A 25,520-nucleotide genomic window follows, 5' to 3' on the forward strand; every position below is an offset into this window, starting at 1 on the left:
ACGCGCAGCGGGAAGGATGGGGCCATGGACCCCACCGTGATCGGCACGACGACCGTGCCGTGGATCCGCCCGCCGCACCGGATGGACCTCCTCCTCTCCGGCGCCCTGCCCGCCGGGCACACCGTCACCACGGCCTTCGTCCTCGCCCTGGACGGCGCCGGCCGCACCCTGCTCACCCGGGTCGACCGGCCCGGCCGCTCCTGGGAGGTGCCCGGCGGCCACCTGGACCCGGGGGAGCCCCCGCACGCGGCGGCGGCCCGCGAACTCGCGGAGGAGACCGGCCTGGAGGCGGACCCGGGCCGGCTCGCCCTCCTCGGCGGCCAGCGCATCACCCTCCTCGGCACCCCGCCCGCCGACTACGCCTACCCGGCGCGGGCGTTCATGGCGTTCTACACGCTCCGCCTGGACGGGCCGGGCGCACCGACCCGCCCCCACCCCGCCTCCGAGTGCGCCGAGGCCGCCTGGGTCCCGCGCGCCGAGGTCCCGCTGCGCTGCCCGGACGCGGCCTGGCTCCCCCTCCACGCCGCCGCCTCCCGCTGACGGCGCACCGCCGCGGGCGGGGCACCCGCGGCCGGGCGGCCGGACGCAGGGCCGCGCGGACCGGGCGGGCGGCGCGGTCGCCTACGCTCTACGGGTGTTCACGGGTCTTGCGGCGGCGCCGGCCGCCGCGTTCTGCTTCGGGGTCGCGACGGTCCTCCAGGCGCTGGGCGCCCGCCGGGCGGCCACGGCCGGCACGGGGGCGGCCGGCGCCGGGGCGGCCGGCGCCGGGGCGGGCGGCACGGGCGTGGGCGGCACGGTGCGGGCGATGGCCAACGCGCCCTTCGCGGCCGGCCTGGCGCTCGACGGGCTCGGCTTCGTCGCGCAGCTGGTGGCGCTGCGGACGCTGCCGCTGTACCTGGTGCAGGCCGCCCTCGCGGGCTCGCTGGCGGTGACCGCCGCGGCGGGCGCGCTGCTGCTGGGCGTGCGGCCGGGCCGCGCGGAGTGGCTCGGGGTCGCGGGGGTCTGCGGCGGTCTGGCGCTGCTCGGCGCGACGGCCGGGGCGGAGGGCCACCGGCAGCCGGGCGGGGCGTTCCACTGGGTGCTGCTGGCGGCCGTGGCCGTGCCGGCCGCGCTGGGCGCCGCCGCCTGGCGGCTCCGGGGGCCGGTCCGGGCGGGGGCGCTGGGCGTGCTCTGCGGGTTCGGCTTCGGCCTGGTGGGCCTGGCGGTCCGGGTGCTGCCGGACGTCGCGCCGCCCGACGTGCTGCCGCTCCTGCGCGACCCGGCGCTGTACGCCCTCCTCGGCGGCGGCGCGGCGGCCTTCCTGCTGCTCACCGAGGCGGTGCGGGGCGGCTCGGTGACCGCGGCGACGGCGGGGATGGTGCTGGGCGAGACCGCCGTGCCGGCCCTGCTGGGCGTCCTGCTGCTGGGCGACACGACCCGCCACGGCATGGTGCCCCCCGCCGTGGCGGGCTTCGCCCTCGCCGTGGCGGGCGCGCTGGCGCTGGCCCGCTTCGGCGCGGTGGACGGCCCGGAGCCGTCCTCGGTCCCGGAGCCGTCCTGAGGGCCGTGCCGCGTCAGCGGACGTCCCACTGGCCGGTCTGGTCGGCGAAGCCGCTGTCCATGCCGAACTGGACCTTGTCGATCCGGGCGCCCTTCGGGACCTGGAAGGTGATGAAGCCCTTCGCGGTGCCGCCGGGGGCGAGGTGCACGTCGGCGGGGAAGCCCGGGCCGGCGGCGGTGTCGGCGATCCAGGAGTCGAAGCCCTGGCCCTCGGCGTCGACGACCTTCGCGCCGTTCGACGGGGAGTCGCTGTAGGCCTTGCGGCCGGTGTTCCTGATCCGGAACTGCACGGCGACGAAGCGCTTCCCGGCGTCGGGCGTGTTGAACTCGTCCGCCCCCTTCGCCCTGTCGACGACCTTGAGCACGGTGACGTCGGCCGTGGTCTCCATGCCCTTGAGGGAGATGGTGTCGCCGACCTTCGCGGCCTTCCTCGGGGCGGCCTTGCGGGAGGCGCCGTTGCCCTGGGCCTTGTCGGCGGCGGCCGCCTTGGGGGCGGTGGAGACGGACTCCCCGGTGTCCGCGTTGCACGCGGTCGCGCCGAGGGCGACGAGGGCGGCGGAGAGGACGACGGCGGCGCTGCGGGTGGTGCGGAGCATGGTGGGACCCCCGGTTCGAGTGAGGACTCTTCCGTTTGAGCGATGAGTCAATGACAGCAGAGCATGTGAACTTCGTCAACAGCATCTCAGGATTGAGGCGCGTACACGCGATTGCGGATCGGCCTCGGACCTCCGCGGAACCGCATCCGTGCGTGCCCGGAGCGGTACGGTTTCCCCGGCACCGCCCAGCCGCCCCGCCCGTCCCCGCCCAGGAGCAGCCATGTACGGCCCGCAGCCCGGCACGAGCGCGCCGTACCCGGCCCCGCCGGGGCCGTCCCGCCCCGCGGTCAGGGCGCTCTGGGCCCTCCTGCCGGTGCTCACCTGCGGCGTGCTGGCCTTCGGCCCCGCCCTGTACCTGGCCGTGCGGCGCGGCCGCCCCCGCGACTGGGCCGGGGCCGCCTTCTTCACGGCCACCGCCGTCACCCTCTGCCTGTGCGCGGTCCTCGGCGGCTCCAAGCCCAAGGGCGCCGCGTACGGCCCCGCCGACTACACCGGCATCACCATGATGGTCGTCGGACTCCTCCTGGCACCGGTGCACTTCCTCGTCATGGACCGGCCCCGGGAGTGGCAGGCCGCCGCCCCGCGCCCCGCCCCCTGGACGGGCGGTCCGGCGCCGTACCCGCTCCCGCCGCAGCCCGGCCACGGGTACCCGCAGGTCCCCCCGCCGTACACGCCCACCGCCCACCGGCCGCAGCCGCAGCCGTACTCCGGGCCCCTGCCGTACCCCGGCCCCGCCGCACCGCAGCCCCCGGCCCCACCCGCACCCGCACCCGGCCTCGCGCCCGCACCCGTCGCCGACGGCGGCGACGCGGCCGCCCGCGCCGAGCTGCGCGAACTGGGCGAGCTGCTGCGCCGCCAGGCCGCCGACGGCGACCCCGGGCCCGGCCCGGCCCCCGCCCCCTGGCGGGACGGCCCCCGGTGACCGCCCGCGACCGGCTGGTCGGCGGCCGCTACCGCCTCGCCGAGAAGATCGGCCACGGCGGGATGGGCCAGGTGTGGGCGGCCTACGACGAACAGCTCGACCGCCGGGTCGCGGTCAAGCTCCTCCGCACCGACCTCGTCCTCGCCGACGACGGCCGCGGCACCGGGACCGCCCGCACCGAGCTGCGCGAGCGGTTCCGCCGGGAGTGCCGGGTGACGGCCGGCCTCGACCACCCCGGCCTGGTCACCGTCTACGACGCCGGCGAGGATGGCGACGACCTCTACCTGGTCATGCAGCGGGTCCCCGGACTCAGCCTCGCCGACCTCGTCGCCGAGGACGGCCCGCTGCCCGTGGCGCGCGCGGTCGCCGTCGCCGCCCAGGTCTGCGCCGCGCTGGCCGCCGTGCACGCCGTGCCGGTGGTCCACCGCGACCTCAAGCCCAGCAACGTGATGGTCCGCGACGACGGCCGCGTCGTCGTGCTCGACCTGGGCATCGCCGCCGTCCTCGAACCGGACGCCACCCGCCTCACCCGCACCGGCGGCCTGGTCGGCAGCCCCCCGTACATGGCCCCCGAGCAGGCCCTGTCCGCCACCGCCGACCCGCGCAGCGACCTCTACGCCCTCGGCTGCATGCTGCACGAGATGCTCTGCGGCGAGCCGCCGTTCCGCGCGCCCACCGCGCTCGGGGTGCTCCACCGGCACGCCGACGACCCGCCCGTGCCGCTGCGCGAGCTCCGCCCCGAGGTCCCCGCCGCCCTGGAGGCGCTGGTGCTGGCGCTGCTCGCCAAGCAGCCCCGCGACCGGCCCGCCGACGCCCAGGAGGTCTACCGCCTGCTGCTGCCGCTGCTCCCGGCCGCCGAGGCCGACCCGGCGGCGGCGCTGCGCCCGTACGGGCCGCTCCCGGACCCCTGCCGCCCGTACCGCCACCCGCTGGCCCCCCAGCCGGTCGCCCCCCGGCCCGCAGCCCCGCAGCCCGCCGGGCCGCCCGCCGCCGGACCGTCCGCGCCGCGCCCCCCCGGGCCCGGCCGGCCCGCGCCCTCCCCGTACGCGGACGGCGCCGCGTCCCGCGACGGGACCGGCACGGGCCTCGCCGACGCCTGCCGCCGGGTGCCCGAACTGCTCGACGCCGGACGCCTCAGCGAGGTCATCGACCTGGCCGCCCGCGTCCTGCCCGCCGCCGGGGAGCGGCACGGCGACGAGGCGCCCCTGGTGCGCACGCTGCGCCGCGTGTACGCCCGCACCCTGCTGGTGGAGCGCCGGTACCGGACGGCGCTGCCCGAGTGGCGGCTGCTGGCCCGCGCGGCCGCCGCCGAGCGCGGGCCGGACGACGCCGAGGCGCTGGAGTGCCGCCGCCAGGCTGCGGTCTGCCTGGAGCAGCTGGGGGAGAACGCCGCGGCGCTGGCCGAGTACCGGGAGCTGCTGCCGCTCCTCCAGGCCCGGCTGGACCGCGGCCTCGACCACGACCCCGGCCGCGTCCTCGACCTGCGCGAGCGCGTCGGCAGGCTGCTCGCCGCCGAGGGGGACCCGCGCGGCGCCCGCGAGGTCCTGCTGCAGCTGCTGCTCGACGAGGAGCGCCGCCACGGCCCGCACCACCCCGGCGTGGTGCGGCTGCGCGAGGGGCTGGAGTGGGTGCAGCGCGGGCTGCGGGCCCCCGCGTCCGCCCCGCCGGTGCCCGACCCGCGCCCCGACCCGCGCAGCGGGTCCTGGCCCGCCGTGCGGCCGGGGCCCGTCCCCGGCAACCCGTACGCCTCCGACGGGGGCCGGTCCGGCCCGTGAGGCCGCGCGCCCCCGCCGTCCGGGGGCCGCGGCGCCGCGATCGGGTGAATGCATGGCCTTCGCACCCCGCCGTACCTATCCTTCCTCCCGGCGCCGTGCGCACCCCACGCCCCGCCGGTACGACCCGCCCCACCCGCACGACGACCGCACGACCGCCCCCGGACCGCCGCACGGGACCGCGCCGGACCGGGCGGACGGCCGCACCGCACCGCACCGCACCGCACAACCGCACGACCGCACCACGCGCACGCAGGACACGACCGCAGGACACACCGCACGCCACCGCCGGGAGGCTCCGTGATCCGCATCCCCGTCCCCGACCGCCCCGCGGCGCCCGCGCGCCGCCGGGCCACCGCCGTCGCCGGTGCGGTGCTCGCCGCCGCCGCGCTCACCGCCTGCGGCGGCACCGCGAACCCCGGCACGGCCGCCGTGGTCGGCGACCACCGGATCACCACCTCCGCCGTGCAGGCCCGGATCGTGCAGTGGCGGGACGCCGCCGCCCGGGAGAACCACGGCAGCGCCCAGGCCGAGAACGGCGGCCTGGCCCGCAACACCGTGAGCGACATGGTCCTCTCCGACCTGGTCGCCGCCGCCCTGGAGCGGCACGGGCTCACCGTCACCCCCGGCGAGGTCGAGCAGGCCCGCACCGCCGACGCCCGCCAGCTCGGCGGCGAGGCGGCCCTGCAGCGCGCCCTGCTGGAGCAGAAGGGCATCGCCCCGGAGGCGGCGGACGACTTCTACCGGCAGGTCCTCGGCATGCGGAAGCTCGCCGGCCTGTCCGGCCAGGACATCGGCACCCAGCAGGGCGCCGAGGCGGTCCGCCGGGAGCTGTCCGGCACCGCCCGCAGCCTCGGGGTGCGGGTCAACCCCCGCTACGGCGCCTGGGACCCGCGGAAGGCGGCTTTCACGGACGTCTCCGAGGACTGGATCCACGACCAGGGCTCCCTGCCCTCCTGACCCGGGCGGACCCGTGCGCATCGGGCGGGTTCGCCCCGTGTGCGCGGGTCCGCCCCGGGTAGGCGGGGATCATGCCGATGGAAGCAGCAGTGGTCAGCGACGTGAAGCCCGCGGTCGTGGTAATCATCGTGATTGGCGTCCTGATCGTCGTGGCCCTGGTCGCGGCCTTCATCGCCGGGTACCGCCGCAAGCAGGAGGAGCCCCCGCCGCCGGTCTCGCACGGGCCGGGCAGCGAGTCGTGGGAGACCCCGGAGGAGCACGAGCGGCACCGGCGCGGGGCGCAGCAGCCCGGCGCCCCCGCCGGCCGTGAGCAGGGCCGGGGACGCCACCGGGAGCACGACGGCCCGGCGCACTGACCCCGGTCGGCCGCGGGCCGCAGCGCCGTGCCCGGCGGCGCCTCGGCGCCGCCGGGCGGTAGGTTCGTGGGGTGGCCCAGACGAGCGACCAGACGAGCGACCAGGCGAGCGACCGGACCGATGCCCGGGCCGGCGGACGGCCCGGCGGCCCGCACCGGCCCGCCTCCGAGCACCCGGCCCCCTCCGCGCAGCCTCCCCGGCCCCCCGCGCCCGCGCCGAGGGCCCTCGACGTCCGCGACGGACCCGCGCCCGCTGCCGCAGGCCGGCTCGTCCTGCTGACCACCACCCACCGCGTCGCCCCCGGCCTGCTCTCCTGGCCGGCCTGGGAGGCCCTGCGCGGCGCCGACCTCGTCCTGGCCGGCGACCCCGCCCACCCCCAGCTCCCCGCCGTGCGGCAGGCGGGCGTGCGGGTCCGCCAGTACGCCCCCGCCTCCGTGCCCGCCCTCGCCCGCGGCCTCGCCGAGGCGGCCGCGGCGCCCGGCCGCACCGTCGTCTGGATCGGCGGCGCCGACGGCGACCCCGGCCTCACCGACGCCCTCGCCCGCCTCGCGGTCGAGGGCGGCCTCGACGCGGTGCCCGAGATCGAGCTCCTGCCCGGCTCCTACGACCTGCCCGGCGCCCGCCTGCTGGACCTGGTCGCGGTGATGGACCGGCTGCGCTCGCCCGGCGGCTGCCCCTGGGACGCCGGGCAGACCCACGGCTCGCTCGTGAGGTTCCTGGTCGAGGAGGCCTTCGAGCTCGTCGAGGCCATCGAGGAGGGCGACCGCGGACTGCTCCGCGAGGAGTTGGGCGACGTGCTCCTCCAGGTCCTCTTCCACGCCCGGATCGCCGAGGAGGACCCCGACGAGCCGTTCGGCATCGACGACGTCGCCGCCGGGCTGGTCGAGAAGATGATGTACCGGCACCCGCACGTCTTCGGGGGCGCCGACGCGGAGACGCCCGCCGAGGTCGAGGCCAACTGGGACCGGCTCAAGGCGGCCGAGAAGCAGCGCGACTCCGCCGTGGACGGCGTGCCGCTGGCCCAGCCCGCCCTCGCCCTCGCGGCCAAGCTGGTCTCCCGGGCCCGCAAGGCCGGTCTGGACGTGCCGGCGGGCTCCCCCGCCGCGCTCCCCGCGGGCGCGGCGGAGGAGGACCTCGGCGAGGCCCTGCTGGGCCTGGCCGCCCTGGCCCAGTCCGAGGGGGTCGACCCCGAGGCGGCGCTGCGCGCGGCGGCCCGCCGCTACCGCGACGCCGTGCGGGCGGCGGAGCGCCGGACCGGCTGAGCGCGGGACCGGCTGAGGGTCGGACCGGTTGAGGGTCCGGCCGCCGGGGAACCGCTGCCGGGCCGGGTGCCGGCCCGCCGGGCGCGGGGCCCGGCGGCCAGGCACGCCGGATCAGAGGACGGGCTCGGCCACGCCGTCGCGCCGCTCGGGGGCGGCCGCATCCCCGCCGGCCGGGGCCCTGCCCGCGGCGTCCGCCCCCGGACGCAGCACGACGCCGCCCACGGCCTCCCGCATGCCCGCCAGCCAGGCGTCGCGGTCCGCGACGCGGCCCTGCTCGTAGCGGGCCACCTCGGGGTGCGGCAGGATCAGGAACCGCTCCTCGGCCAGCCCGGCGACGACGGCCGCGGTCACGTCGTCCGGCTCCAGCATCGGGCCGAACGCCTTCAGCGCGGCCTCCACGCCGGGGTCGGCGGTCATCCCGGTCCGCACGCCCTGCGGGCACAGCACGCTCACCCCGACGCCCCGCGTGCCGTACGTCATCGACAGCCACTCGGCGAACGCCACCGCCGCGTGCTTGGTGACGCTGTACGGCGCGTCCCCCGGCATGGTCAGCAGGCCGGCCGCCGAGGCGGTGTTCAGCAGCCAGCCCCGGCCCCGGGCGAGCATGCCGGGGACGACGGCGCGCGCCGCGTACACGTGGGACATCACGTTGACGTCCCACGCGGCCTGCCAGAGGGCGTCGGGCGCGTCGATCCCGCGCGCGGTGCCGACGCCCGCGTTGCTGCAGAACAGGTCGATCGGCCCGAGGTGCTTCTCGGCCGTGTCCACGAGGGCCTTCACGTCGCTCTCGCGGGAGACGTCGCTGCCGACGCCGACCGCGCGGCAGCCGTCCCGGTCGAGCTCGCCGGCGAGGTCCTCCACCGCGTCCGCGTCCAGGTCGGCGAGCAGCAGCCCGGCCGCGCCCTCCGCCGCGAAGCGCCGCGCGAGCGCCGCGCCGATCCCGCCCGCCGCCCCGGTGACGACCGCCACCGCACCGCGTACCTGCATGGAACGCTCCTCCCTGCGGCCGGCGCCGCCCTGTCGCCCTGTCCGGCCGCTGCATCGCACTGCCGGGGATCGTAGGCGCACCACCACCCACCGCAACAGGCCCTTTCCGGCAGGTGACCAGGCTCACGCGCCCGCCGGAGGCGTGCGCCGCCACCCCGCCGGAGGCGTGCGGTCCGGCCCCGCCGGAGGCGTTAGGTTCGGGGGATGCCGGCACCGCACGCCCCCGCCCTGTTCACCTTCGAGTTCGCCGCCGACCCGTACCCCGCGTACGCGTGGCTGCGCGAGCACGCCCCGGTGCACCGCACCACCCTGCCCAGCGGGGTCGACGCCTGGCTCGTCACCCGGTACGCGGACGCCCGGCAGGCGCTCGCCGACGCCCGGCTCTCCAAGGACCCGGCGCACCACAGCGAGCAGGCCCACCGCTCCGGCCGGGTCGGCATCCCCGGCGAGCGCAGCGCGGACCTGATGACGCACCTGCTCAACATCGACCCGCCGGACCACACCCGGCTGCGGCGGCTGGTCTCCAAGGCGTTCACCCCGCGCCGGGTGGCCGAGTTCGAGCCGCGGGTGCAGCAGCTCACCGACCGGCTGATCGACTCCTTCGCGGCGCGCGGCAGCGCCGACCTCATCCACGAGTTCGCCTTCCCGCTGCCCATCTACGCCATCTGCGACCTGCTGGGCGTGCCGGCCGAGGACCAGGACGACTTCCGCGACTGGGCGGGCATGATGATCCGCCACGGCGGCGGCCCGCGCGGCGGCGTCGCCCGCGCCGTGAAGCGGATGCGGACCTACCTGGCGGAGCTCATCCACCGCAAGCGGGCCGCGCTGACCGCGGAGCCGCAGCCGGGCGAGGACCTGATCTCCGGCCTGATCCGGGCGAGCGACCACGGCGAGCACCTCACCGAGAACGAGGCCGCCGCCATGGCCTTCATCCTGCTCTTCGCCGGCTTCGAGACCACCGTCAACCTCATCGGCAACGGCACCTACGCCCTGCTGCGGAACCCGGGCCAGCGCGCCCTCCTCCAGGCGTCGCTCCGGGCGGGCGACACCGCCCTGCTGGCCGGCGCGGTGGAGGAGCTGCTGCGCTACGACGGCCCGGTGGAGCTGGCCACCTGGCGGTTCGCCACCGCACCGCTCACCATCGGCGGCACCGCGATCCCGGCGGGCGACCCGGTGCTGGTGGTCCTCGCCGCCGCCGACCGCGACCCGGCCCGCTTCGACGGCCCCGACACCCTGGACCTCGCCCGCCGCGACAACCCCCACCTCGGCTTCGGCCACGGCATCCACTACTGCCTGGGGGCGCCCCTGGCCCGCCTGGAGGCGCAGGCCGCCCTGGCGGCCCTGCTCACCCGCCTCCCCGATCTGGGGCTCGCCGCCGCACCGGACGACCTGCGCTGGCGCGGCGGCCTCATCATGCGCGGTCTGCGCGAGCTGCCGGTCCGCTTCACCCCGGAGTGACGGCCCGTCGGACCGGCCGGAGCGGCGGGCGGCGGTCTCGCCAAGAGGGCATCAAGTGCATTCCGGACATGGCTGATGAGCCGGGGCAAAGCGGCCGGCGGCCGGTCGCGAAGCGACCCGCAGTAAGCGCGTCGCGACCCTGGGTTTGTGCCTGTGTGATGTTTGTGATGCCGGGTTGTTATCGGTCCGATGATCTGTCTAGGCTCCGGGCGTCCGCTGCTGCGGACCCGACGCGCGGGACGCCGAGTCCTGTCCGCCGTGCGTCCGGACCGCCGAGACCGACCTTTGGCGACAGGAGCGGGGGAACCAGGTAGTCCGCCGCGCACCTCCCCGTGCGCGGCTCGGGGTGAAGCCGCCACGAGCGGCCGGGCCACCTCCCGGCCCGAACCCGACAGCTCACCTCGCAGGCGTCGGAGAGGGACCCCTTCATGCTGCTTTCCGGAAACGGCCGCCACCGCCGCATCCGCCCCAGCCAGACCAGGAAGTTCGTCGCCGCCGCCGGCGTCACCGGCGCCGGCATCGCGCTGCCGCTGATCACCTCGGGCAGCGCCTCCGCCGCCTCCGTCTCCACCTGGGACAAGGTCGCCCAGTGCGAGAGTGGCGGCGACTGGGCCGTCAACACCGGCAACGGCTTCTACGGCGGCCTGCAGTTCACCCAGAGCACCTGGGCGGCCTACGGCGGCACCGCCTACGCCGACCGCGCCGACCTGGCGACCAAGGGCCAGCAGATAGCGGTGGCCGAGCAGGTGCTGGACAGTCAGGGGCCCGGCGCCTGGCCGGTCTGCTCGGTGAAGGCCGGCCTCTCCTCGGGCGGCCCCGACGCCTCCGTGGACACCGGCGGCAGCACCTCGGTCTCCGACTCCGGCTCCGCGGCCTCGCGCGGCAGCGGCCGCGGCGACCTGCACGCCTCCGGCGGCAGCCCCGCGGGCGCCTCCGCCACCGAGCAGGAGCAGGGGCCCAGCTTCGACGGCCGGGCCGGCTGGGACGCCCAGGACGGCGTGTACTGGTTCCAGCAGGACGGCGCCTGGCACTGGACCAGCCACCGGAGCGTGTACGAGCAGCGCACCGCCGCCCACCCCTCGGCCCAGCAGGCCGTTCCCCAGCAGGCCGTTCCCCGGCACGCCGCCCCGCAGCAGGCGGCCCCCGCCGCGGCGGCGCCGCAGCGGCCCGCCGCCCCGGACGGCGACTACACGGTCCGCACGGGCGACAGCCTCTCCCGCATCGCGCAGGCCCACCACCTCGACGGCTGGAAGCAGCTGTACCAGGACAACCGCTCCACCGTGGGCGCCGACCCGGACCTCATCCTCCCCGGCCAGGTGCTCGACCTCGGCTGACCCCGGCCGCCGCGGCCCGGCCCGGCCCGGCACGGACGCCGCCGTGCCGGGCCGCCGGGCCGCATCCGGGGAACGCCCCGGGAACGCCCGGTGGACTACCGGCGGGTAGGGCTGTTCGACCGGCGAGACAGGGCCCGGCCGGGGGCGGCCCCGGCCACCCGTGCGGTTAGGCTCTGGACGTAACGCATCCATATCCGCCCTAAGGAGATGCCTCGTGCCGTCCATCGATGTCGTCGTAGCCCGGGAGATCCTCGACTCGCGCGGCAACCCCACGGTCGAGGTCGAGGTCGGCCTCGACGACGGCAGCACCGGCCGTGCGGCGGTGCCGTCGGGCGCCTCCACCGGCGCCTTCGAGGCGCTGGAGCTGCGCGACGGCGACAAGTCCCGCTACGGCGGCAAGGGCGTGGAGAAGGCCGTCCTCGCCGTCATCGAGCAGATCGGCCCCGAGCTCGTCGGCTACGACGCCACCGAGCAGCGCCTCATCGACCAGGCGATGCTGGACCTGGACGCCACCCCGGACAAGTCGTCCCTCGGCGCCAACGCCATCCTCGGCGTCTCCCTCGCCGTGGCGCACGCCGCCTCCGAGGCGTCGGACCTGCCGCTCTTCCGCTACATCGGCGGCCCCAACGCGCACGTGCTGCCCGTCCCCATGATGAACATCCTGAACGGCGGCTCGCACGCCGACTCCAACGTGGACATCCAGGAGTTCATGATCGCCCCGATCGGCGCGGAGTCCTTCTCCGAGGCCGTCCGCTGGGGCGTCGAGGTCTACCACACCCTCAAGGCGGTCCTGAAGGAGCGCGGCCTCTCCACCGGCCTGGGCGACGAGGGCGGCTTCGCGCCGAACCTCGACTCCAACCGCGAGGCCCTGGACCTCATCGTCGAGGCGATCAAGAAGGCCGGCTACACCCCGGGCAAGGACATCGCCCTCGCCCTGGACGTCGCCGCCACCGAGTTCCACAAGGACGGCGCCTACACCTTCGAGGGCAAGTCGCTCTCCGCGGGCGAGCTCGTCGACTACTACGCCGAGCTGGTCGCCGCGTACCCGCTGGTCTCCATCGAGGACCCGCTGAACGAGGAGGACTGGGACGGCTGGAAGGCCATCACCGAGCGCCTCGGCGACAAGGTCCAGCTCGTCGGCGACGACCTGTTCGTCACCAACCCGGAGCGCCTGGCCCGCGGCATCGAGTCCGGCACCGCCAACGCCCTGCTGGTGAAGGTCAACCAGATCGGCTCGCTCACCGAGACCCTGGACGCCGTCGAGCTCGCCCAGCGCAACGGCTACCGCTGCATGATGTCCCACCGCTCCGGCGAGACCGAGGACGTCACCATCGCCGACCTGGCCGTCGCCACCAACTGCGGCCAGATCAAGACCGGCGCCCCGGCCCGCTCCGAGCGCGTCGCCAAGTACAACCAGCTGCTGCGCATCGAGGAGATCCTCGACGACGCCGCCGAGTACGCCGGCCGCGGCGCCTTCCCGCGGTTCCGCTACGAGGGCTGACACCCCGCCGCGTTCCCGGTGCCCCGCCGTTCACCCTCTAGGGTGGGCGGCGGGGCACCCGCACGACCACGGAGGGGACGGACCACATGGCGATCCGGAAGGCGGCCGCACCCGGACGCGGCCCCGGCGCGGCCGGGGCCCGGCCCCGCTTCACCGGCCGGGCCGCGGTGCTGGCGCTGGTCCTCTGCTCGCTGGTCGCGATCCTGGCCTACCCCACCCGGCAGTTCATCGCCCAGCGCGCCGACATCGCCGCCCGGCGGGCCGCCGCCGCGCAGGCCCGCGAGCGGGTCGACGAACTGCGCCGCGAGAAGGCCCGCTGGCAGGACCCGGCGTACGTCCGGGCGCAGGCCCGCGCCCGGCTGCACTACGCGCTGCCGGGGGAGACCCCGTACGTCTCCGTGGACCCGGACGCGGGCGGGACCGCCGGGGCGGGGGAGGACCCCGTCGGTGCGGCGTCCTCGCGCGGCGCCGCCCGGCCGCCCTGGTACACCGGAGTCTGGGACTCCGTGGACGCCGCCGACCACCCCGACCGCCCCGCACCCCGCCCCTGACCCGGGCCGCCCCTCCCGGTCCCCGCGCGCCGCACCCCGGCCGCCGCACCCCCCGCCCACCGCCCCCGCACGAGACAGCGCATCCCATGACCTCTCCCGAGAACCCCGCCGACTCCGCCGCCCCGGCCTCCCCCTCCGGGGCCGCCGGGGCCGCGGAGCCCGTCGACTCCGTCGCCCCCGCCGACGTCGCCGCCGTCGCCGCCCAGCTCGGCCGCGTGCCGCGCGGCCTGCGCGCCGTCGCCCACCGCTGCCCCTGCGGCCTGCCCGACGTGGTGGAGACCGCGCCGCGGCTGGAGGACGGCACGCCGTTCCCCACCCTGTACTACCTGACCTGCCCCCGGGCCGCCTCGCTGATCGGCACCCTGGAGGCCGACGGCGTGATGAAGGAGATGACGGCGCGCCTCGGCGAGGACGAGGGGCTCGCCGCCGGCTACCGCGCCGCCCACGAGGACTACCTCGCCCGCCGCGACGCCGTGGAGGTCCTGGAGGGCTTCCCCAGCGCGGGCGGCATGCCGGACCGGGTGAAGTGCCTCCACGTGCTGGTCGGCCACTCGCTGGCGGCCGGCCGCGGCGTCAACCCGCTCGGCGACGAGGCGCTGGACATGCTGCCCGAGTGGTGGCGCAAGGGCCCCTGCGTCTGCGCCGACGGCGGGGACGCCGAGGGCGCCGGGAAGAGCTCCGAGGAAGGGGAGGACCAGTGACCGGGACGCGCGTCGCCGCCGTCGACTGCGGCACCAACTCCATCCGCCTGCTGGTCGCCGACCTCGACCCGGAGACCGGCGAGCTGAAGGACCTCGACCGCCGGATGACCATCGTCCGGCTCGGCCAGGGCGTCGACCGCACCGGCCGGCTCGCCCCGGAGGCGCTGGAGCGGACCTTCGCCGCCTGCCGGGAGTACGCGGAGGCCGTCCGGGGCCTCGGCGTCGACCCGGCGCACACCCGGTTCGTGGCCACCAGCGCCTCCCGCGACGCGGAGAACCGCGACGACTTCGTCCGCGGCGTGGTGGACATCCTGGGCGTGCGGCCCGAGGTGGTCACCGGCGACGAGGAGGCCCAGCTCTCCTTCACCGGAGCCACCCGCGAGCTGGCCGCGGCCGGGCTGCGGCTGGCGGAGCCGTACCTGGTGGTGGACATCGGCGGGGGGTCGACCGAGTTCGTGCTGGGCGACGCGTCGGTGCGCGCCGCCCGCTCGGTGGACGTGGGCTGCGTGCGGATGACGGAGCGTCACTTCGCCGGGGCGGACCCGGTCACCCCGGCGCAGGTGGCGGCCGCCCGCGCGGACATCGGGCGGGCCCTGGACCTGGCGGCCGAGGAGGTGCCGCTGGGCGAGGCCCGCACCCTGGTCGGGCTGGCCGGCTCGGTCACCACCGTCGCGGCCGTGGCGCTGGGGCTGACCGCGTACGACTCGGCGCGCATCCACCACGCGCGCATCCCGGCGGCGCAGGTCCACGCGGTCGCGGAGCGGCTGCTGGGGGCGACCCACGAGGAGCGCGCCGCGATCCCGGTGATCCACCCCGGCCGGGTGGACGTGATCGGCGCCGGCGCCCTGGTGCTGCAGGCCCTGGTGGAGCGGACGGGCGCCGCCGAGGTGGTCGTCAGCGAGCACGACATCCTGGACGGCATCGCCTGGAGCGTCGCCGAGCGCTGAGGGGTGCCGCGGGGGCGTGCGGAGGCGCTCCGGCCGCCGTGCCGGGGCGCCTCCGCGCCCCTCTGTCCCGAGGGGCCGCGGCGGCACCGCCCGGGGCCGCCGCAGGGTCCGGGCGGGGTCGCCGCGGGGCCGTCCGGGCCCCCGGGAAGGGCGCTCCGGCCCCCTGGGAGGGCCCGTCCGGCGTCTGGCGGCGGAGCTCCGCGACGAACTTCGTGAATTTCTTCACATGGAGTTCCTGGCCTGCTTACCTCCTTCCGGGGCGCGCTGTCCGCCATGTGGGACGAAGGCGCCCGGACGCCTCGGCGTGGGGATCGCAGGCGCGGCCGCGGATTCGCGCGCAGTTTCGAAAGGCGGGGCCGGGAACTGTGCGCCGTCGGCGATCGTTGCTGCTCACGGCCGTGGTCCCGCCGCCGCTCCGCCGGAGCCCCCGCGCGGCCGGCCGGCGCCCCTCCCGGGCGTCCGGGCGGCCCCGGAGAGAGGGCCGCGAAATATAGCACACCGTGTCCAGGGGTGTGTGACCGGGCTCACGAGGGGCCCCTCGGGGCGTGCTGGATACTTTCCGATATGAGCACCACGGAGCGTCCTCGCATCCTCATCGTCGGCGGTGGTTACGTCGGCCTGTATGCCGCGATGCGCATCCTCAAGAAGATGCGCTATGGCGAGGCGACCGTCACGGTCGTCGACCCGCGGTCGTACATGACGTACCTGCCCTTCCTCCCGGAGGCCGCGGGCGGCAACGTCGCCCCCCGCAACCTCGTCGCGCCGCTGCGCCGCGTCCTGAAGAAGGCCGAGGTGCTGACCGGTCACGTCACCGGGATCGACCACGGCCGCAAGGTCGCCACGGTCACCCCGCTGGCCGGCGACGCGTACGAGCTGCCCTTCGACTACCTGGTGGTGGCGGCCGGCTCGGTCTCCCGCACCTTCCCGATCCCCGGTCTGGCCGAGCACGGCATCGGCATGAAGACCGTGGAGGAGGCCATCGGCCTGCGCAACCACGTGATGGCGCAGCTCGACAAGGCCGAGTCGACCACGGACAAGGACGTCCGCCGCCAGGCCCTCACCTTCGTCTTCGTCGGCGGCGGCTTCGCCGGCGTCGAGACCATCGCCGAGGTCGAGGACATGGCCCGCGACGCGGCGAAGATCTACAACACCGTCAGCCGCGAGGACATGCGCTTCATCCTCGTCGAGGCGGCCAACCGCATCCTCCCCGAGATGGGCCCGGACCTCGGCGTCTGGACCAAGGAGAAGCTCGAGGAGCGCGGCATCGAGGTCTTCCTGGAGACCTCCATGGAGTCGTGCGTCGACAAGCACGTCGTGCTGAAGAACGGCGTCGAGGTCGACGCCTCCACCATCGTGTGGACCGCCGGCGTCAAGCCCAACCCGGTGCTCTCCGCGTTCGGCCTGCCGCTGGGCCCGCGCGGCCACGTCGACACCGCCCCCACCCTCCAGGTCAAGGGCTTCGACTACGTCTGGGCCGCCGGCGACAACGCCCAGGTGCCGGACCTCGCCGTCGGCGAGGGCGCCTGGTGCCCGCCGAACGCCCAGCACGCCGTCCGCCAGGCGCTCGTCCTCGGCGACAACGTCGTGTCCGGCATGCGCGGCTTCCCGCAGGCCGAGTACAAGCACAAGAACCTCGGTGCGGTCGCCGGCCTCGGCCTGCACAAGGGCGTGGCGATCCTCTTCGGCAAGTACAAGCTGAAGGGCCGTCCGGCCTGGTGGTTCCACCGCCTGTACCACGGCAGCCGGGTGCCGACCATGAACCGCAAGGTCCGGGTCTTCACCGACTGGACGCTGGCGATGTTCCTCAAGCGCGAGACCGTGGGCCTCTCCGAGATGGAGAAGCCGCGCGAGGCGTTCTTCGAGGCGGCCGCCCCCGTCCCCGCCCCCCGCAGCGAGAAGGCCCTCGCCCAGAAGGCGTCCTGACCTCGCGGTAGTCCGGAGGCCCTCCGCCCGGCAGCGTCGCCGGACCACGACCTCCGTGGTGCTCAGCCGGCGCCGGTGCCGGGCGGAGCCGCACCGCGCATCGCAGGTGTGACGCAGGCCCCCCGGTCGACATCCGTCGACCGGGGGGCCTGCGCGTTGCCGCCCCGCGAGGGGGGTGCCGCCGTCATGCGGCCTTGATCGACTCCAGCACGTCCAGCCGGGAGGCGCGGCGGGCCGGCCAGAGGGCGGCCAGCAGGCCGATCACCGCGGCGCCCGCCAGCAGGTACCCCACCGTGGCCGGCGGGACGACGGTGGTCAGCCCGTCCAGCTCCGTCCTCAGGGTCCCGTTGACCGCCCAGGCGAGGAAGGTGCCGAGGCCGATGCCCAGCACCGCGCCGAAGAGCGAGATCACCAGCGACTCCAGCCGCACCATCCGCTTCACCCCGGACCGGTCCAGGCCCACCGCGCGCAGCATCCCGATCTCGCGGCGGCGCTCGAAGACCGACATCGCCAGGGTGTTGACCACGCCGAGCACGGCGATCAGCACGGCCATGGCCAGCAGCCCGTACAGCAGGTTCAGCAGGAAGCCGATCTTCCCGCTGAAGGAGGCGCGGACGCCGTCCCGGTCCTCCACCTTGATCAGCGGGTTGTCGCCGGTGGCGTCCCGCAGGGCGCGCTGCAGGGCGGGGCCCGCCCCGTCCGCGCCCTTCACCAGGACCTGCCTGACGTAGGGCTGCCGCACGTGCCGGTCGAGCACCCGGCCGGCGAGGACCGCCTCCGAGAGCAGGGCGTTCTCCTCGAAGACGCCGCCGACCACCAGCCGGGCCCGGCTGCCGTCGGGGTACGCCGCCCGCACCGCCGAGCCGGTGCGCCAGCCCCGCTCCCGTGCCACGTCGGCCCGCACCAGCAGCCGGCCCTGCGCCAGGGACCCCGCGGAGCCGCTCCGCATCCGCACCTCGACCAGCTCGCCCAGGGCCGCGGCGTCCACGCCGGAGACCTCCTGGCTGCGGCCGCCCAGACGCAGGGGGACGGACTCCACGGGGCTGACCGCGGAGACGCCCGGCACCTTCGCGATCCCGCGGGCGACCTCGGGGGAGAGCGAGGCGTAGTTGGCCATCGAGACCATGTAGTCGGCCTTCATGCCGTCGGTGACGGCCCGGTCCACCGCCGCGCCCACCGAGGCGCCGATCACCGACAGCGCACTGATCAGGGTCACGCCGACGGTGAGCGCGGAGGCGGTGGCGGCGGTGCGGCGCGGGTTGCGCACCGCGTTCCGCCGGGCGAGCCGCCCGGAGACGCCGAAGGCGCCGCCCAGCGGCGGGCCCGCCAGCGCGATCACCGGCCGGGAGAGGAGCGGGGTGAGGACGAAGACGCCCACCAGGACGAGGACGGCGCCGGCGGCGACCGGTGTCCGGCCGGCGCTGCCGCCCGTGGACGCCCCGTACACGACGGCGGCGGCGCCCAGCACGGCCAGGGCCGCACCGAGGGAGTTCCGCACCCGCAGGCTCCGCTGCGACGCGGGCAGCTCGGCGCTGCTCATCGCCGCGACCGGCGGGATCGTCGCGGCGCGGCGCGCCGGCAGCCAGGCGGCGAGCACGGTCACCAGGGTGCCGACGGCCAGCGAGACCAGCACCGTGGACGGGGTGACGACCAGCGGCCCGTCCGGCAGGTCCACGCCCGTCGCGCCCATGACCGCCCGCATGCCGACCGCGATGCCGACGCCCGCGGCCAGGCCCCCCAGCGAGGCGGCGACGCCCACGGCGAGGGCCTCGGCCAGCACGGAACGGGTCACCTGGCGGCGGCTCGCGCCGACCGCCCGCAGCAGCGCCAGCTCCCGGGTGCGCTGGGCGACCAGCATGGTGAAGGTGTTGGCGATGAGGAAGACGCCGACGAAGAGGGCGATCCCGGCGAAGGCCAGCAGGGCGGTGGACAGGTTGTCGGTGGCGCGGGCGATCTGCGCGGCCTGGTCGTCGGCGAGCCGGCGCCCGGTCTCGGCCTTGAGCGCGCCGCCCTTCGGCAGCAGTCCCTCGATCCGCCCGAGCAGCGCCGTCTCGGAGGTGCCGGGCGCGGCGGCGGCGTCGATCTCGCTGTACCGGCCGGGGGAGAGGTAGAGCCGCTGGGCGGTGGCGGTGTCGAAGAGGACGAGGGAGCCGCCGGAGGAGACCCGGGGGTCGTCCGTGCGGAAGACGCCGGTCAGCCGCAGCCGCATCACCGGGCCGTTGACGGCCACCCGCACGGTGTCGCCGACCCGGAGGCCGCCCTTGGCGGCGGTCGCCGCGTCCAGGGCGGCCTCGCCCGGCCCGGACGGGCCGCGGCCCTCGGCCATCGGGTAGCGCGGGTCGCGTCCGCCCGCGCCGGGGGCGAAGTTGGTGCCGGTGGTGGACCAGCCGTCGCCGATCAGCGCGCCCGCGCGGTCGGCGACGCCGGCGAAGCCGGTCACGACGCCGCGGGCCCCGGCGACACCGTCGGCCGCGGAGATCCGGCGCAGGACGTCCTCGGTGAGGGCGGGGCCGCGGCGGTTGCGCTGCGCGGCGCCCGCGTAGGCGTCGGCGGCCGGGTCGGTGACGGCGACGGAGATGTCGGAGAAGGACCGGGCGGAGCTGTTCTTCAGGGCCTCGCCGAGGGTGTCGGTGAAGACCAGGGTGCCGGCGACGAAGGCGGTGCCGAGGAGGACGGCGAGCGTCGTCATCAGCAGCCGGGCCTTGTGCGCGAGGACGTTGCGCAGGGCGGTGCGGAACATGGGTGGGGTGTCCTGGGATCGGTGCGGAACGGGTGGCGGGGGCCGCCGCGCCGGTCGGCGGCGCGGCCCGGGAGTGCGGGCGTACGGGGCGTGCGGGGGGCTGGGGTGCGGGCCCGGGACGCGGGGGCCGGGCGCGTGCACGGCCCGGGTGGCGTCCGGTCAGCTGGTGCGGCCCTTGGCGTCGAACCGCCGCATGCGGTCGAGCACCCCGTCGGCCGTGGGGCCGTGCAGCTCGTCGACGATCCGGCCGTCGGCGAGGAAGACGACCCGGTCCGCGTAGGAGGCGGCGACCGGGTCGTGCGTCACCATGACCACGGTCTGGCCCAGTTCGCGCACCGAGTTCCGCAGGAAGGAGAGGATCTCCGCGCCGGACCGGGAGTCCAGGTTGCCGGTCGGCTCGTCGGCGAAGACGATCTCGGGCCGCCCGGCCAGGGCGCGGGCGCAGGCCACCCGCTGCTGCTGGCCGCCGGAGAGCTGGGCGGGGCGGTGGGAGAGCCGCCCGGACAGGCCGACCGTGGCGATGACCCGGTCCAGCCACTCCCGGTCGGCCTTCCGGCCGGCGATGTCCATGGGGAGGGTGATGTTCTCCAGGGCGGTGAGCGTGGGCAGCAGGTTGAAGGCCTGGAAGACGAAGCCGACGTGGTCGCGGCGCAGCCGGGTCAGCTCCTTGTCCTTCAGCCCGACCAGCTCGGTGGCGCCGATGGTGGCGGAGCCCGAGCTCACCGTGTCCAGCCCGGCCATGCAGTGCATCAGCGTGGACTTGCCCGAGCCGGAGGGGCCCATGATCGCGGTGAACTCGCCGCGGCGGAACTCCACGCTCACCCGGTCCAGGGCGACGACGCGGGTCTCGCCCTCGCCGTACACCTTGCTGAGGTCGGTGGCGCGTGCGGCGGCGCGGCCGGTGAGGACGGGGTCGGCGGTCGTGGTCACGGGGGCTCCTGGGGGCCGGGTCTGCGGGGTCACTCCATGCTCGGCCACGCGGTGGCGGCGGACCGTCGGCCCGGCGGACGGTTGGGCGTACCGCCGCGGGTCGTACGAGGAGGACGCCGTCTCCTCCCGGGGTATGACGGGGCCCCTGAGACGGCGGACGGGCGGTCTCCGGGTCAAGGGAGGCTCAAGAGAACCTCATGACGCGTCAGATCACATGAAAACAAGACAACTTCCCCGGCCGGGGGCATGCAGGCCGTGCCGTCCGCCACTAGGCTCGGGGCTGACCCCGCGAGGGGGAGTGGGGTGCGCGCCCGGATGGTGGAATGCAGACACGGGCAGCTTAAAACTGCTTGGCCGTGAGGCCGTGCCGGTTCGAATCCGGCTCCGGGCACTCCCCCTCCGCCGGACTCCCCGGCCCGGCCGCCGCAGCGGCGTCCGCCCCGCCGTCCCTGCAGCTCCTCCCGCCGCCCCGCCGCCCCGCCCCGCGGCGCCTTCCGCCCCGCCGGTGCCGCCGGCGCCGCCGTTCCCCCGCTGCCGCCGCCCGCGGCTCCGGTCGGCGCGCCCCGGGACGCATGGCTTTCCTTTACCCGGGCATTACCATTGGCGTGAGGGCTGCACCGTGCGGCCCCGGGAGGAAGCACATGAGGAGCAGCAACCCGGTCTTCTCGCGGCAGGGAGCCTTCACCCGCGACACCGGTTACGCGGGGTTCGGTCCGTCGCAGTCCGCCGGGCCGCACGCGCCGCAGTCCCCGCCGCCCGGCGGCCCCTACGCGGGCGGCCCGTACGCGAACAACCCGTACGACCAGCAGCCCCTCTCCGCCGAGCAGCTGCAGCAGATGTACGGTGCGCCCGCGGCCGGACCGCTCGACACCGGCCGGATGACCATGGACGACGTGGTCGCCCGCACCGCCATGACGCTGCTGACCCTGGTGGCGGCCGGTGCCCTCGCCTGGTTCGCCGTCCCGGCGGGCGCCTTCGGCATCCCCATGGTCGCCGCCCTGGCGGCCTTCGTCATCGCCATGGTCGTGAGCTTCCGCCGCACCGTCAGCCCCGCCCTGGTGCTGGCCTACGCGGCGCTGGAGGGCGTCTTCCTCGGCGCGATCAGCAAGGCGCTCGACGTCTACTTCTCCGGCATCGCCGTCCAGGCCGTGCTGGGCACCGCGGCGGTCTTCGCCGGCATGCTCGTGGCCTACCGCTCCGGACGCATCCGGGTGACCGCCCGCTACCAGCGGATCGGCCTGGCCGTCGCCATGGGCTTCGTGCTGCTGCTGGTGGTCAACATGGTCGCCGCGCTCTTCGGTGCCGACCTGGGCCTGCGCTCCGGTCCCGTGGGCATCCTGGTGGGCGTCCTCGGCATCTGCCTCGGCGCCTTCTTCCTCTCGCTGGACTTCCACGAGATCGAGCAGGGCGTCCGGGGCGGCGCCCCGGAGCGCGAGGCGTGGCGGGCCGCCTTCGGCCTGACCCTCTCGCTGGTCTGGATCTACCTGGAGATGCTGCGCCTGATCGCCATCCTGCGCGGCGACGACTGATCCGCCCCGGCCCCGGACCCCGTCGCGGGGTCCGGGCGGTGCCGGACACCTCGGAGGGCCTGGGAGCCGTCGGCTCCCGGGCCCTCGGGCGTATGGGGGAGGGTGGGTCGGAGGGGGGTCGGGACTCGGACGGGGGCGCCGCTCAGGCGAGCTTGCGCGCGGCCCTCCGCAGGTCGTGCTCGTGCACGATGGCCTTGGCGTAGCCGTACGAGATGTCGTACTCGCGGCGGAGCCAGTCGATCTTCTCCTCGCACCGTGTGAGGCCGGGCCCGTCGTCGACGGCCTTGAGCCAGTCGCTGATCTCGCGGCCGGTGACGGCCGGGATCCTGGAGAGGAGGTTCTGGTGGGTCGCTGCGGAGTACATCAGGGACATGGGCGCCTCCGGTTGAGCGGTCCGTCCTCCCACCGTGCCTGAGGTCGTAACCGTTGGCAACACCCGCCACGGGGGCGGTGCGAGGTGGGGACGGTCGGTCCTCGTTGCCGCCTCCTTACCCACCCTCCACCCCGTTGACGCCTGCCGGTCGCACGGTCACCCGTCCGCGCCCGGATACGCTCGCCCCATGCCCGATCCCGCCCCGCTGCTCACCGCCGTCGACCGCCTGGCCGACCGCTTCCGCTCGATGCCGCAGAGCAGGCTCACCGCCCCCGTGCCCGGCCACCCCTCCCGCGCGGCGGCCGCCCTCGCCCTCGCCCGCCGGCTTGCCGCGGACGCCCTCGCGGCGGAGGGCGCGGCGGCCCCCGGCGGCGCCCCGGGGGGGATGCCGGACGCGGGCCCCTTCGCCGCCGGCGACCAGCTCGCCGTGGCCGGCCACGACCTCGCCGCGGCGCTGGCGCCGCTGGCGCCGGACGCCCCCGTCGCCACGCGCGACGGCGCCCGGTCCGCGGCGGACGCGGTCCTCGCGGACGCGGTCGCGGCGGTGGGCGCCGTGGCGGAGCTGGTGGGCGGGTAGGCGGCGGGCCCGGTCCCGGGAGGCCCGGGAGGGCCTCGGCGGGCCCGCGGGTCAGAGGCTGGCGACCACCCGGTCGGCGAGCACGTACACCGTGCCCTCGCCGGTGGCGAAGGTCAGCGAGTAGGAGCCGGAGAAGCGCGAGCCGCCCAGCAGCCGCACCGCGTCGCCGCAGCGGACCGCCTCGATCAGCCGCTCCGCCGCCTCCCGGTCGCCCGGGGCGACGCACAGCGTGGTGCCGTCGGCGAAGGCGTACACGTCCAGGGTGCCCAGCGGGCCGGGGCGGACGTCGGTGAGGGCCGTGCCGTCGTCGGCGAGGCGGTTGAGGGTGGAGTCCGTCCACTCCCGGGACGGTGCCTGGGCCGGCACGAAGTCCGGGTGGGAGGGGTGGCGGCGGGGGTCGGGGCCGGCGGCCGGCCCCGCCTGCACCTCCACGTCGGCCTGCACCCCGTTGTCGGCCTGGACGGCCGGGGACCCGGCGCCGCCCTGCACCGGGTGGCCGGACCGCAGCCCGTTGCCCTCGGCGATCAGCTCCTCCAGGGCCGTGCGCAGCGCGTCCGTGAACTCCGGGTCCATCCGTCCGCCCGCCGGGCGCGGGAAGTCCTCGGCGCTCTCCGCGGCCTCCTGCGGGCCGGTGGGCCGGGGGAAGTACAGCGGCCAGCCGTCCACCGGGTCGGCGCCGTCGAACGGGGTGTCGAAGAGCGGGGCGTCCTCCGCCGACCGGGCCTCCTGCTCCGCCCAGAACGCGCGCGCCTCCGCGACCTCCCGCTCGCGATCCTCGGCCAGGGCGGCGGCGACCGCCCGGCGTATCGCCGCGTCGTCCGGGGCCGTGGCCGCAGCCGCCTCCAGGCGGCGCGACAGCCCGCGCACGTGGACCAGCACCCCTGCCGTGAGGACGAGCAGGAGCAGCAGAAGAACGGTGTACACGGCGTTCACGGAACGTACTCCTTGCGCGGAGCTGAACGGGGGATCACCCCCACAGTGCCGTATGTCCGCGCGCGGCGTCAGGGGAAGGGGCTCCCTTCGTGAGTGAGCTGTGACCTTGCCCACGTCGGTGCAGGTGGGCGTGGTATACGCGGGGGAGTCGGCCGGTTGCGGACCGTCGACCGCGGGGCCCTCCGGGGGTGTGCGGAGGGCCGGATCACCTTCTCCATGTGATCCGGCCCTCAAACACGAAGGGTCACTCCGAACGGGTGATTCCGGCCACCGTGCCGCGACCGGAGCCCGCCCCCCGCCGCGGGCGGGTGCCGCCTCCCCGGTCCCCCGGCCGGCGGCCCCGCCCTCCGCCGCGGCCCGGCCCGGCTCAGCTCAGCTCAGCTCAGCCGCTCGATCACCATCGCCATGCCCTGCCCGCCGCCCACGCACATGGTCTCCAGGCCGAACTGCTTGTCGTGCCACTGCAGCGAGTTGATCAGCGTGGTGGTGATGCGGGCGCCGGTCATGCCGAACGGGTGTCCGACGGCGATGGCGCCGCCGTTGACGTTGAGGCGGTCCAGGTCGATCCCCAGGTCGCGGTAGGAGGGGATCACCTGGGCGGCGAAGGCCTCGTTGATCTCGACCAGGTCGATGTCGCCGATGGTGAGCCCGGCCCGCTGCAGGGCCTGCCTGGAGGCCTCGACCGGGCCGTAGCCCATGATCTCGGGGGAGAGGCCGGAGACGCCGGTGGAGACCACCCGGGCCAGCGGGGTGATGCCCAGTTCGCGCGCCTTCGTGTCGGACATGACGACCAGCGCGGCGGCCCCGTCGTTCAGCGGGCAGCAGTTGCCGGCGGTGACGGTGCCGTCGGGGCGGAAGACGGGCTTGAGGCCGGAGACGCCCTCCAGGGTGACGCCGGCGCGCGGGCCGTCGTCGGTGGAGACCACGGTGCCGTCGGGCGTGGTGACCGGGGTGATCTCGCGGGCCCAGAAGCCGTCCTTGATCGCCTTCTCGGCGAGGTTCTGCGAGCGCACGCCGAACTCGTCCTGCTCGGCGCGGGTGACCCCCTTGAGCCGGGCCAGGTTCTCGGCGGTCTGGCCCATCGCGATGTAGGCGTCGGGCAGCAGGCCGTCCTCGCGCGGGTCGTGCCACTCGTCGCCGCCCTCGGCGGCGCGCTTCGCGGTGCGGGCCTTGGCCTCGTCGAAGATCGGGTTCTCGGTGCCGGGCATGCCGTCCGAGGTGCCCTTGACGCTGCGCGAGACGGTCTCGACGCCGGCCGAGATGAAGACGTCGCCCTCGCCGGCCCTGATGGCGTGCAGCGCCATGCGGGTGGTCTGCAGCGAGGAGGAGCAGTACCGGGTGATCGTGCAGCCGGGCAGGTGGTCCATGCCCATCTGCACGGCGACGACGCGGCCGAGGTTGTGGCCCTGCTCGCCGCCGGGCAGTCCGCAGCCCAGCATCAGGTCGTCGATCTCGCGCGGGTCGAGCTGGGGCACCTTGTCGAGGGCGGCACGGATGACGTGGGCGGTGAGGTCGTCCGGGCGGACGTCCTTGAGCGAGCCCTTGAAGGCCCGGCCGATCGGCGAACGGGCGGCGCTGACGATGACGGCTTCGGGCACGGTGACTCCTCGACGTAAGGGTGGGCGGCTA

General features: G+C 76.4%; 23 protein-coding genes, 1 tRNA gene and 1 riboswitch. Of the genes, 17 read left to right on the forward strand and 7 right to left on the reverse strand.

Translation table 11 applies throughout. From position 1 onward, the window contains the following. The first annotated feature begins 24 nt into the window (after positions 1-24). Both ACFY07_RS15030 and ACFY07_RS15035 read left to right on the forward strand, forming a co-directional pair. Positions 25-540 carry an NUDIX hydrolase gene (locus ACFY07_RS15030; protein ID WP_390869042.1) on the forward strand — a complete coding sequence of 172 codons (516 nt, stop codon included), beginning with the start codon at positions 25-27 and terminating at the stop codon, positions 538-540. Positions 541-634: 94 nt separating this feature from the next. After that, positions 635-1,540 (forward strand): hypothetical protein, encoded by a 906-nt coding sequence (locus ACFY07_RS15035; RefSeq protein WP_390869043.1) that lies wholly within the window; start codon positions 635-637, stop codon positions 1,538-1,540. Between the two features lie 13 nt (positions 1,541-1,553). Here the strand turns inward: ACFY07_RS15035 and ACFY07_RS15040 are convergent, their stop codons facing one another. After that, entirely contained in the window at positions 1,554-2,135 is a 582-nt protein-coding gene (locus tag ACFY07_RS15040; protein ID WP_390869044.1) for a DUF4352 domain-containing protein, read from the reverse strand. A gap of 220 nt (positions 2,136-2,355) precedes the next feature. Between ACFY07_RS15040 and ACFY07_RS15045 the strand changes: the two genes are divergently transcribed. The 5 genes from ACFY07_RS15045 (at position 2,356) to ACFY07_RS15065 (ending at position 7,407) form a co-directional block, all read left to right on the forward strand. After that, positions 2,356-3,057, forward strand: a complete 702-nt coding sequence (locus ACFY07_RS15045) for a hypothetical protein (protein WP_390869045.1) — start codon at positions 2,356-2,358, stop codon at positions 3,055-3,057. Further along, the gene (locus ACFY07_RS15050; RefSeq protein WP_390869046.1) at positions 3,054-4,832 is read left to right on the forward strand and encodes a protein kinase; all 1,779 of its coding nucleotides are present in this window, start codon (positions 3,054-3,056) and stop codon (positions 4,830-4,832) included. Before ACFY07_RS15045 ends, ACFY07_RS15050 begins: the two co-directional genes overlap by 4 nt. A 297-nt stretch (positions 4,833-5,129) precedes the next feature. Beyond that, positions 5,130-5,789: a SurA N-terminal domain-containing protein gene (locus ACFY07_RS15055; RefSeq protein ID WP_230653001.1), complete on the forward strand. Its 660-nt coding sequence runs from the start codon at positions 5,130-5,132 to the stop codon at positions 5,787-5,789. A gap of 77 nt (positions 5,790-5,866) precedes the next feature. Then, a complete protein-coding gene (locus ACFY07_RS15060; protein ID WP_390869047.1) occupies positions 5,867-6,145 on the forward strand; it encodes a DUF6479 family protein in 279 nt (92 codons plus the stop codon). 272 nt (positions 6,146-6,417) lie between these two features. Next, a complete protein-coding gene (locus ACFY07_RS15065; RefSeq protein ID WP_390869115.1) occupies positions 6,418-7,407 on the forward strand; it encodes a MazG family protein in 990 nt (329 codons plus the stop codon). A gap of 111 nt (positions 7,408-7,518) precedes the next feature. On the opposite strand, the gene ACFY07_RS15070 is transcribed toward ACFY07_RS15065, so the two are convergent. After that, positions 7,519-8,394: an SDR family oxidoreductase gene (locus ACFY07_RS15070; RefSeq protein ID WP_390869048.1), complete on the reverse strand. Its 876-nt coding sequence runs from the start codon at positions 8,392-8,394 to the stop codon at positions 7,519-7,521. A 204-nt stretch (positions 8,395-8,598) separates the two neighbouring features. Between ACFY07_RS15070 and ACFY07_RS15075 the strand changes: the two genes are divergently transcribed. From ACFY07_RS15075 to ACFY07_RS15105, 7 genes are all read left to right on the forward strand, one after another. Further along, positions 8,599-9,852, forward strand: a complete 1,254-nt coding sequence (locus tag ACFY07_RS15075; protein ID WP_390869049.1) for a cytochrome P450 — start codon at positions 8,599-8,601, stop codon at positions 9,850-9,852. 270 nt (positions 9,853-10,122) lie between these two features. Beyond that, positions 10,123-10,273, forward strand: a riboswitch (cyclic di-AMP (ydaO/yuaA leader). A gap of 7 nt (positions 10,274-10,280) precedes the next feature. Then, on the forward strand, positions 10,281-11,186 hold the full coding sequence (locus ACFY07_RS15080; protein WP_390869051.1) for a transglycosylase family protein: 906 nt from the start codon (positions 10,281-10,283) through the stop codon (positions 11,184-11,186). A gap of 214 nt (positions 11,187-11,400) precedes the next feature. Further along, positions 11,401-12,687, forward strand: a complete 1,287-nt coding sequence (gene eno, locus ACFY07_RS15085; RefSeq protein WP_230652993.1) for a phosphopyruvate hydratase — start codon at positions 11,401-11,403, stop codon at positions 12,685-12,687. 86 nt (positions 12,688-12,773) lie between these two features. Further along, positions 12,774-13,238 (forward strand): septum formation initiator family protein, encoded by a 465-nt coding sequence (locus ACFY07_RS15090; protein ID WP_390869052.1) that lies wholly within the window; start codon positions 12,774-12,776, stop codon positions 13,236-13,238. Between the two features lie 86 nt (positions 13,239-13,324). Next, positions 13,325-13,939 (forward strand): DUF501 domain-containing protein, encoded by a 615-nt coding sequence (locus tag ACFY07_RS15095; RefSeq protein ID WP_390869053.1) that lies wholly within the window; start codon positions 13,325-13,327, stop codon positions 13,937-13,939. Further along, on the forward strand, positions 13,936-14,886 hold the full coding sequence (locus ACFY07_RS15100) for an exopolyphosphatase (protein ID WP_390869054.1): 951 nt from the start codon (positions 13,936-13,938) through the stop codon (positions 14,884-14,886). Before ACFY07_RS15095 ends, ACFY07_RS15100 begins: the two co-directional genes overlap by 4 nt. Positions 14,887-15,450: 564 nt before the next feature. After that, complete coding sequence (locus ACFY07_RS15105; protein ID WP_390869055.1) at positions 15,451-16,809, forward strand: NAD(P)/FAD-dependent oxidoreductase; 1,359 nt, start codon at positions 15,451-15,453, stop codon at positions 16,807-16,809. A 184-nt stretch (positions 16,810-16,993) separates the two neighbouring features. Here ACFY07_RS15105 and ACFY07_RS15110 read toward each other — a convergent pair whose 3' ends face one another. Together ACFY07_RS15110 and ACFY07_RS15115 are read right to left on the reverse strand one after the other, a co-directional pair. Continuing rightward, positions 16,994-19,549 (reverse strand): ABC transporter permease, encoded by a 2,556-nt coding sequence (locus tag ACFY07_RS15110; protein ID WP_390869056.1) that lies wholly within the window; start codon positions 19,547-19,549, stop codon positions 16,994-16,996. Between the two features lie 159 nt (positions 19,550-19,708). Then, positions 19,709-20,479: an ABC transporter ATP-binding protein gene (locus ACFY07_RS15115; RefSeq protein WP_390869057.1), complete on the reverse strand. Its 771-nt coding sequence runs from the start codon at positions 20,477-20,479 to the stop codon at positions 19,709-19,711. A 309-nt stretch (positions 20,480-20,788) separates the two neighbouring features. On the opposite strand from ACFY07_RS15115, the gene ACFY07_RS15120 reads away from it, so the two are divergent. Both ACFY07_RS15120 and ACFY07_RS15125 read left to right on the forward strand, forming a co-directional pair. Continuing rightward, a tRNA-Leu gene (locus ACFY07_RS15120) sits at positions 20,789-20,870 on the forward strand. Between the two features lie 250 nt (positions 20,871-21,120). Further along, on the forward strand, positions 21,121-22,008 hold the full coding sequence (locus tag ACFY07_RS15125) for a Bax inhibitor-1/YccA family protein (RefSeq protein ID WP_390869058.1): 888 nt from the start codon (positions 21,121-21,123) through the stop codon (positions 22,006-22,008). Positions 22,009-22,150: 142 nt separating this feature from the next. Here ACFY07_RS15125 and ACFY07_RS15130 read toward each other — a convergent pair whose 3' ends face one another. Further along, the gene (locus ACFY07_RS15130) at positions 22,151-22,381 is read right to left on the reverse strand and encodes a DUF4287 domain-containing protein (protein WP_055585760.1); all 231 of its coding nucleotides are present in this window, start codon (positions 22,379-22,381) and stop codon (positions 22,151-22,153) included. Positions 22,382-22,568: 187 nt separating this feature from the next. Between ACFY07_RS15130 and ACFY07_RS15135 the strand changes: the two genes are divergently transcribed. After that, entirely contained in the window at positions 22,569-22,958 is a 390-nt protein-coding gene (locus ACFY07_RS15135) for a hypothetical protein (RefSeq protein ID WP_390869059.1), read from the forward strand. Positions 22,959-23,009: 51 nt separating this feature from the next. On the opposite strand, the gene ACFY07_RS15140 is transcribed toward ACFY07_RS15135, so the two are convergent. Both ACFY07_RS15140 and ACFY07_RS15145 read right to left on the reverse strand, forming a co-directional pair. Continuing rightward, positions 23,010-23,891 (reverse strand): hypothetical protein, encoded by an 882-nt coding sequence (locus tag ACFY07_RS15140; protein WP_308188922.1) that lies wholly within the window; start codon positions 23,889-23,891, stop codon positions 23,010-23,012. 377 nt (positions 23,892-24,268) lie between these two features. Beyond that, complete coding sequence (locus ACFY07_RS15145) at positions 24,269-25,489, reverse strand: acetyl-CoA C-acetyltransferase (RefSeq protein WP_390869060.1); 1,221 nt, start codon at positions 25,487-25,489, stop codon at positions 24,269-24,271. Positions 25,490-25,520: the final 31 nt, after the last annotated feature.

The sequence above is a fragment of the Streptomyces sp. NPDC001380 genome, assembly GCF_042895785.1.
In the GTDB taxonomy this organism is placed as follows: Bacteria; Actinomycetota; Actinomycetes; order Streptomycetales; family Streptomycetaceae; genus Peterkaempfera.